Source organism: Bradyrhizobium sp. (genome assembly GCF_047605465.1).
Lineage (GTDB): Bacteria > Pseudomonadota > Alphaproteobacteria > Rhizobiales > Xanthobacteraceae > Bradyrhizobium.
Window position 1 is genome coordinate 1 of the sequence record NZ_JASGFS010000120.1, and the last position, 5,774, is coordinate 5,774.

Below are 5,774 nucleotides of genomic sequence, written 5' to 3' on the forward strand. Positions count from 1 at the left end.
AGATCAGGTCGACGATCAGCTTCACTTCGTGCAGGCACTCGAAATAGGCCATCTCAGGAGCGTAGCCGGCCTCGACGAGGGTCTCGTAACCGCCCTTGATCAGCTCGACCAGGCCGCCGCAGAGCACCACCTGCTCGCCGAACAGGTCGGTCTCGCACTCTTCCTTGAAGGTGGTCTCGATGATGCCGGCGCGGCCACCGCCGACAGCGGAAGCGTAGGACAGGCCGAGGTCATGGGCATTGCCCGAGACGTCCTTGGCGATCGCGATCAGGCAGGGCACGCCGCCGCCGCGCTGATACTCGGAGCGCACGGTGTGGCCGGGGCCCTTCGGGGCGATCATCAGCACGTCGAGGTCGGCGCGGGGATCGAGCAGGTTGAAGTGGACGTTGAGGCCGTGGGCGAAGACGAGAGCTGCGCCCTTCTTCATGTTGTCGTGCAGGTGCTCGCGATAGATGTCGCCCTGGAGCTCGTCGGGGGTCAGCATCATGACGAGGTCGGCCCATTTGGCGGCTTCGGCGACTTCCATCACCTTGAAGCCCGCGTTCTCCGCCTTCTTGGCCGAGGCCGAGCCCTTGCGCAGCGCAATCGCCACTTCCTTGACGCCGGAATCCTTCAGGTTCAGCGCATGGGCGTGACCCTGGCTGCCGTAGCCGACGATGGCGACCTTCTTGCCCTTGATCAGGTTCAGGTCGGCGTCGCGATCGTAATAAACACGCATAGTCGTTTCCTCGTTAGGGGCCAGAATCGGCCGTTGGTCAGGTCTCGGACGGTGAAATTTGCGGATTTCGGGGGCTGTCTAGAGCATTTTCAGCCCCCTGGGAAACCCGTTTCTGCATGGAAAACTGCGGCATCATGCATCCATGAAGACAGGGTAGAGCGATGCCAGGAGCAGGATCGCCATGACGATATTGAAGACGCGGACCAGCCGCTCCGAGGTCAGCACCGGCCGCAGCGCAGTGCCGAAAAAGGCCCAGACCACGGTTGAAACCGTGCCGACGAGCAGGCTGACCAGGGTCTGGATCGCGATATTGAACGGAAACCGGGCAATCGCCGCATAGGCAGTGATGGTGCCGATGACGATGACCCAGCCCTTGGCGTTGATCCACTGGAACATCGCCGCGCCCCAGAAGGTCATCGGACCTCGCCCATCCTCGTCGCCCGGCTTCGCCGGACCGGAGAAGGCAATCACCGCCGACAGGTAAATCAGGTAGGCCGCGCCGGCATATTTCAGGATGGTCTGGAGGATCGGATAGGCCAGGAAAACCGCGCCAAGCCCGAGGCCGACCGCAGCGACCATGAAGGCGAAGCCGATCGTGATGCCCGCGATGTGCGGGATGGTGCGGCGGAATCCGTAGGTCAGCCCCGACGACAGCAGCATGATGTTGTTCGGTCCCGGCGTGAAGAACATCACGAGGGCAAAGATGACGAAGGCATAGAGGAGCGACTGGGACATCTGCGCCTCACGCCGTCTTCGGCAATGGCTGCCGGCGCCGTGCCAGCACCATCACGGCGATGCCGCCGACCACCGTCAGCATGCCCGCCAGCCGCAGCGGACCGAATTTTTCGCCGAATACGATGCTGGAGGCGGCCGAACCGACGAACGGGACCAGCAGCGCGAACGGCACCACTTGCGCCGCCGCGTAGTCCCGCAACAGCCGGCCCCAGAGCCAATAGGCGATGCTGGTCGAAATGGCTCCGATCACCAGCAGGCAGACAAAGCCGGTGAGCGACATATGGGACAGCGCGTGCCAGGTCGGCGCCGGTCCGTTGACCACCAGTGCGAGCACGAACAGAGGCACCGCCGCGGTGAGACACAACCAGGCGAACAGGTCGAACATCGGTACGCCGCGCGCGCCCCGCAGCAGGATGTTGCCGACGGCGAAGCAGACCGGCGAGACCATCAGCACGGCAAAGGCGCCGACAGTGAAATCATAGCCGACGGTGCCGCAGATCATCAGGAGGCCGGCTGCCGCGATCACGATGCCCAGCGTCTGCATCGGCGATGGCCGCTCGCCGAACGCGATCGCGGCAAGGCCGATGGTGAACAGGGCCTGGCTCTGCACCACGACGCTGGTGAGACCCACCGGCACGCCGTGGGCGATGCCATAGGCCTGGGCCAGGAACTGGCCGAGGAACAGCGTGAAGCTGATCGCGATCAAGAGCGACCAGGCGATCTCGGGCTTGCGAACGAAGAGACACGGCACCGCGGCGATGATGAAGCGCATCGCCGTCATCAGCTCCGGCGAAAACTCGTCGAGCGCGATCCGGCTCGCCACGAAGGCAAGCCCCCAGATGACCGCCACCAGGAGGGCGATGAGGATATCGGCCGGCTTCATTGTTGGTCTTGGTTCTGCTCTGTCGTGCCGCTCTGCTTGCTGTCGTCTGGCCGTCAGGTGGAGGGATTGGGTTTGCGCACTAGATAGGTGCCATGCATGGGCGCATGGTAATCGGCCGAGACGAGCGTGAAGCCGACATCGGTCAGCATCCGCTCCATGACCCAGCCGAAGGTGGAATACTCGTCCCGCATATGCGTCACCACGCTATCGCGTGAGAAATCATGGTTCTTGATCTGGAAGTCCGCCCATTGCTCGACGTCGCGCTCGATCGCGTCGGGCATCGCGGCGTAGACGATGTCGCGCAGGTAGAAGCTCGCACCCGGCTTCAGCGCGCGATAGATCCGCGACATCGCCACCGCTTTCCAGAAATCCGGCAGGTGGTGCAGCGTGAACTCGCTGACGATCAGGTCGTAGGATTCCGGTCGGTAGGAGAAGCTGAGCAGACCGGCCGATTGCGTGCGCACGGGCGCCTTGCGGTCCCGGGCGTAGATTTCGGCGAGCGCCAGCATCGCCGGCGAGATGTCGATAGCGTCGACCTCGGCGCCCATGAGTGCAGCTTCGGTCGCGAGCACGCCGTTGCCGCAGCCGATGTCGGCAATCCGCCAGCCGCGCTGGACCCCCAGCACTTTCAATGCGGCGCGCGCACGCAGATCGGCATCGTCGTGGCTGTCGTAGATCGACGCCACCGCGGGCTCGATGCCCATTCGGTTCCGTTCATTGTAGTACCAGTCGCGCGCCAGCATGGTTCACATCCCTTCAGGCCCGCGACCGATCGCGGCAACTCCCGTGCGCGACACCTCGACGAGGCCGAGCGGGCGCATCAGGTCGATAAATTGATTGATCTTGTCCGTATTGCCTGTGATCTCGAACACAAAGCTCTCGGTCGTGGCGTCGATCACGCGGGCGCGGAACGCATCCGCCAGCCGCAGGGCTTCGACGCGGTGGTCGCCCTCGCCGCGCACCTTCACCATCGCCAGCTCGCGCTCGATCGAACGCTTCGTCTGGGTCATGTCGACGACGCGATAGACCGGGATCATGCGGTCGAGCTGATGCTTGATCTGCTCGATCACCATCGGGGTTCCCGTGGTGACGATGGTGATGCGCGAGAGATGTTTCTGGCTCTCGGTCTCCGAGACCGTCAGGCTCTCGATGTTGTAGCCGCGCCCCGAGAACAGGCCGATGACGCGCGCGAGCACGCCCGGCTCGTTCTGCACGAGCACGGAAAGCGTGTGCGTCTCGTTCGGATCGTGGCGGTCCTCGATGAAATAGGCGGATGCGGGCTGGTTCATGATCGTCCCCTCTTGTCTCTCCGTCACGCCATCGCCGGCGCGTCCGTTCCGACCCAACGGCGGAACAGATCGAAATCGATATTGCCGCCGGACAGCACGAGGCCGACGTGCTTTCCTGCGATCTTTGTCTTTTCCTGAAGCGCTGCGGCGAGCGAGGCAGCACCGGCGCCTTCGGCAAGATTGTGCGTATCAGTCCAGTAGGCGCGGATCGCGGCAGCGATCTCGTCGTCGGTGACCTCGACGATGCGCGAGGCCCCTTTGCGGATCAAAGCGAACGCATCGGCGTCCGGGATGCGTGTGGCCATGCCGTCGGCGAGCGTGTTGCTGGTCTCAGTCGTCACGATCCTGCCGGCTGCGAACGACAGCGCGTAGGACGGCGCTTCGGTCGACTGCACCCCGACGATCTCGGTCTTCAGACCCAGCAAGTCACGCGCCATGATGCAGCCGCAGATGCCGGAGCCCTGACCGATCGGCACATAGAGGATGTCGAGATCGGGCGCCGTCCTGAACAGCTCGAGCGCATAAGTCGCCACGCCGAGCACAAGGTCGGGATGGAACGACGGCACCATATGCAGTCCTGCGAACTGCGCGCGACGCTCGGCTTCCTCGCGTGCAGCCTGGAAGTCCTCACCGTGCTCGACGAGCTCGGCACCGAAGGCCTTCATCGCGCGGTTCTTCTCGACCGAGTTGCCCCGCGGCACGTAGATCACGGCGGGCACGCCGTGGCGGCTCGCGGCAAAAGCCAGGCTCTGGCCGTGATTTCCGCGCGTCGCCGAGATGATGCCGGGCGTGTCCGGCCGCTCACGCTTCAGCCGGTCGAGATAGACGAGCCCGCCGCGCACCTTGAAGGCGCCGATCGGCGTGTGGTTCTCGTGCTTGACCACGACACGCGTGCCGAGCCGTGCCGCGAGCAAAGGCCAGCCGCGCGCCGGTGTTGCCGGCACCGCCTGCCCGACGATCGCATGTGCGCGCTCGAGTTCGGTCAGGTCAAACATCGAAGTCCTTCCATCACTCACCTCTGGCAGCCGTCATCCCCGCGAAGGCGGGGATCCAGTATTCCGTGGCCCCCGAGATCAATCGAGGGGCCGCGGCGTACTGGATCGCCCGGTCGAGCCGGGCGATGACAGTGGAGTTTGTGACCATCGCGCTCACACCAGAGCCTTGCCGCCGGCGAACGCCTTCGCGGTGGCCTCGTCGTTGGCCTGCTCCGGCAGCAGCATCTCGTTGTGTGCCTTGCCGGACGGGATCATCGGGAAGCAGTTTTCCAGCGCCGCGACGCGGCAGTCGAACAGCACCGGGCGCTTGATCGAGATCATCTCCTGGATGGCGCCGTCGAGATCTGAAGGCTTGTGCACCTGCAGGCCGACGCCGCCATAGGCTTCCGCGAGCTTGACGAAATCCGGCAGCGCCTCCGAATAGGAATGCGACAGGCGATTACCGTGGAGCAGTTGCTGCCACTGCCGGACCATGCCCATGTACTGGTTGTTCAGGATGAAGATCTTGATCGGCAGCTCGTATTGAACCGCCGTCGACATTTCCTGCATCGTCATCTGCACCGAGGCGTCGCCCGCGATGTCGATGACGAGGCTGTCCGGATGCGCCACCTGCACGCCGACCGCGGCCGGCAGGCCGTAGCCCATGGTGCCGAGACCACCCGACGTCATCCAGCGGTGCGGCTCCTCGAAGCCGTAGAACTGCGCCGCCCACATCTGGTGCTGGCCGACTTCGGTCGTGATGTAGGTATCTTTGCCGCGCGTCGCCTCGAACAGGCTCTGGATCGCGTGCTGCGGCAGGATGACGTCGTTGCTCTTCCGGTAATAGAGCGAGTTGCGGGCGCGCCACTGCGTGATCTGCTGCCACCACGCCTTGATGTCGGGCTTCTTCGCCTCCGCCTTGAACACCTGGAGGATATCGCCGAGGATATTGCCGCAGTCGCCGATGATCGGGACGTCGACGCGGATGTTCTTGTTGATCGAGGAAGGATCGATGTCGATGTGGATCTTCTTCGAGCCGGGCGAGAACGCATCGACGCGACCGGTGATGCGGTCGTCGAAGCGTGCGCCGACGCACAGCATGACGTCGCAATCATGCATCGCCATGTTGGCTTCGTAGGTGCCGTGCATGCCCAGCATGCCGAGCCAGTTCTTGC

General features: G+C 64.1%; 7 protein-coding genes. All 7 read right to left on the reverse strand.

Going from position 1 to position 5,774, the window contains the following annotated elements; translation table 11 throughout:
• On the reverse strand, positions 1-718 hold a 718-nt coding region (ilvC, locus tag QM712_RS35895), incomplete at its 3' end, for a ketol-acid reductoisomerase (protein ID WP_415027877.1).
• A gap of 132 nt (positions 719-850) precedes the next feature.
• The gene (locus tag QM712_RS35900; protein ID WP_415027878.1) at positions 851-1,453 is read right to left on the reverse strand and encodes a LysE family translocator; all 603 of its coding nucleotides are present in this window, start codon (positions 1,451-1,453) and stop codon (positions 851-853) included.
• Positions 1,454-1,460: 7 nt separating this feature from the next.
• Positions 1,461-2,336: an EamA family transporter gene (locus QM712_RS35905; protein WP_415027879.1), complete on the reverse strand. Its 876-nt coding sequence runs from the start codon at positions 2,334-2,336 to the stop codon at positions 1,461-1,463.
• Positions 2,337-2,389: 53 nt separating this feature from the next.
• A complete protein-coding gene (locus tag QM712_RS35910; RefSeq protein WP_415027880.1) occupies positions 2,390-3,079 on the reverse strand; it encodes a class I SAM-dependent methyltransferase in 690 nt (229 codons plus the stop codon).
• A 3-nt stretch (positions 3,080-3,082) separates the two neighbouring features.
• Positions 3,083-3,625, reverse strand: coding sequence for an acetolactate synthase small subunit (gene ilvN / locus QM712_RS35915; protein WP_415027881.1), 543 nt, complete (start codon positions 3,623-3,625; stop codon positions 3,083-3,085).
• A 23-nt stretch (positions 3,626-3,648) separates the two neighbouring features.
• Entirely contained in the window at positions 3,649-4,620 is a 972-nt protein-coding gene (locus QM712_RS35920) for a threonine dehydratase (RefSeq protein ID WP_415027882.1), read from the reverse strand.
• Between the two features lie 153 nt (positions 4,621-4,773).
• A partial coding sequence (locus QM712_RS35925) for a thiamine pyrophosphate-dependent enzyme (RefSeq protein WP_415027883.1) occupies positions 4,774-5,774 on the reverse strand: 1,001 nt, incomplete at its 5' end.

What these genes read in the sequence shown, in the direction of transcription:
- QM712_RS35900 (WP_415027878.1), bottom strand. Translation starts at nt 1,453, where the DNA reads ATGTCCCAGTCGCTCCTCTATGCCTTCGTCATCTTTGCCCTCGTGATG.
- QM712_RS35905 (WP_415027879.1), bottom strand. Translation starts at nt 2,336, where the DNA reads ATGAAGCCGGCCGATATCCTCATCGCCCTCCTGGTGGCGGTCATCTGG.
- QM712_RS35910 (WP_415027880.1), bottom strand. Translation starts at nt 3,079, where the DNA reads ATGCTGGCGCGCGACTGGTACTACAATGAACGGAACCGAATGGGCATC.
- ilvN (WP_415027881.1), bottom strand. Translation starts at nt 3,625, where the DNA reads ATGAACCAGCCCGCATCCGCCTATTTCATCGAGGACCGCCACGATCCG.
- QM712_RS35920 (WP_415027882.1), bottom strand. Translation starts at nt 4,620, where the DNA reads ATGTTTGACCTGACCGAACTCGAGCGCGCACATGCGATCGTCGGGCAG.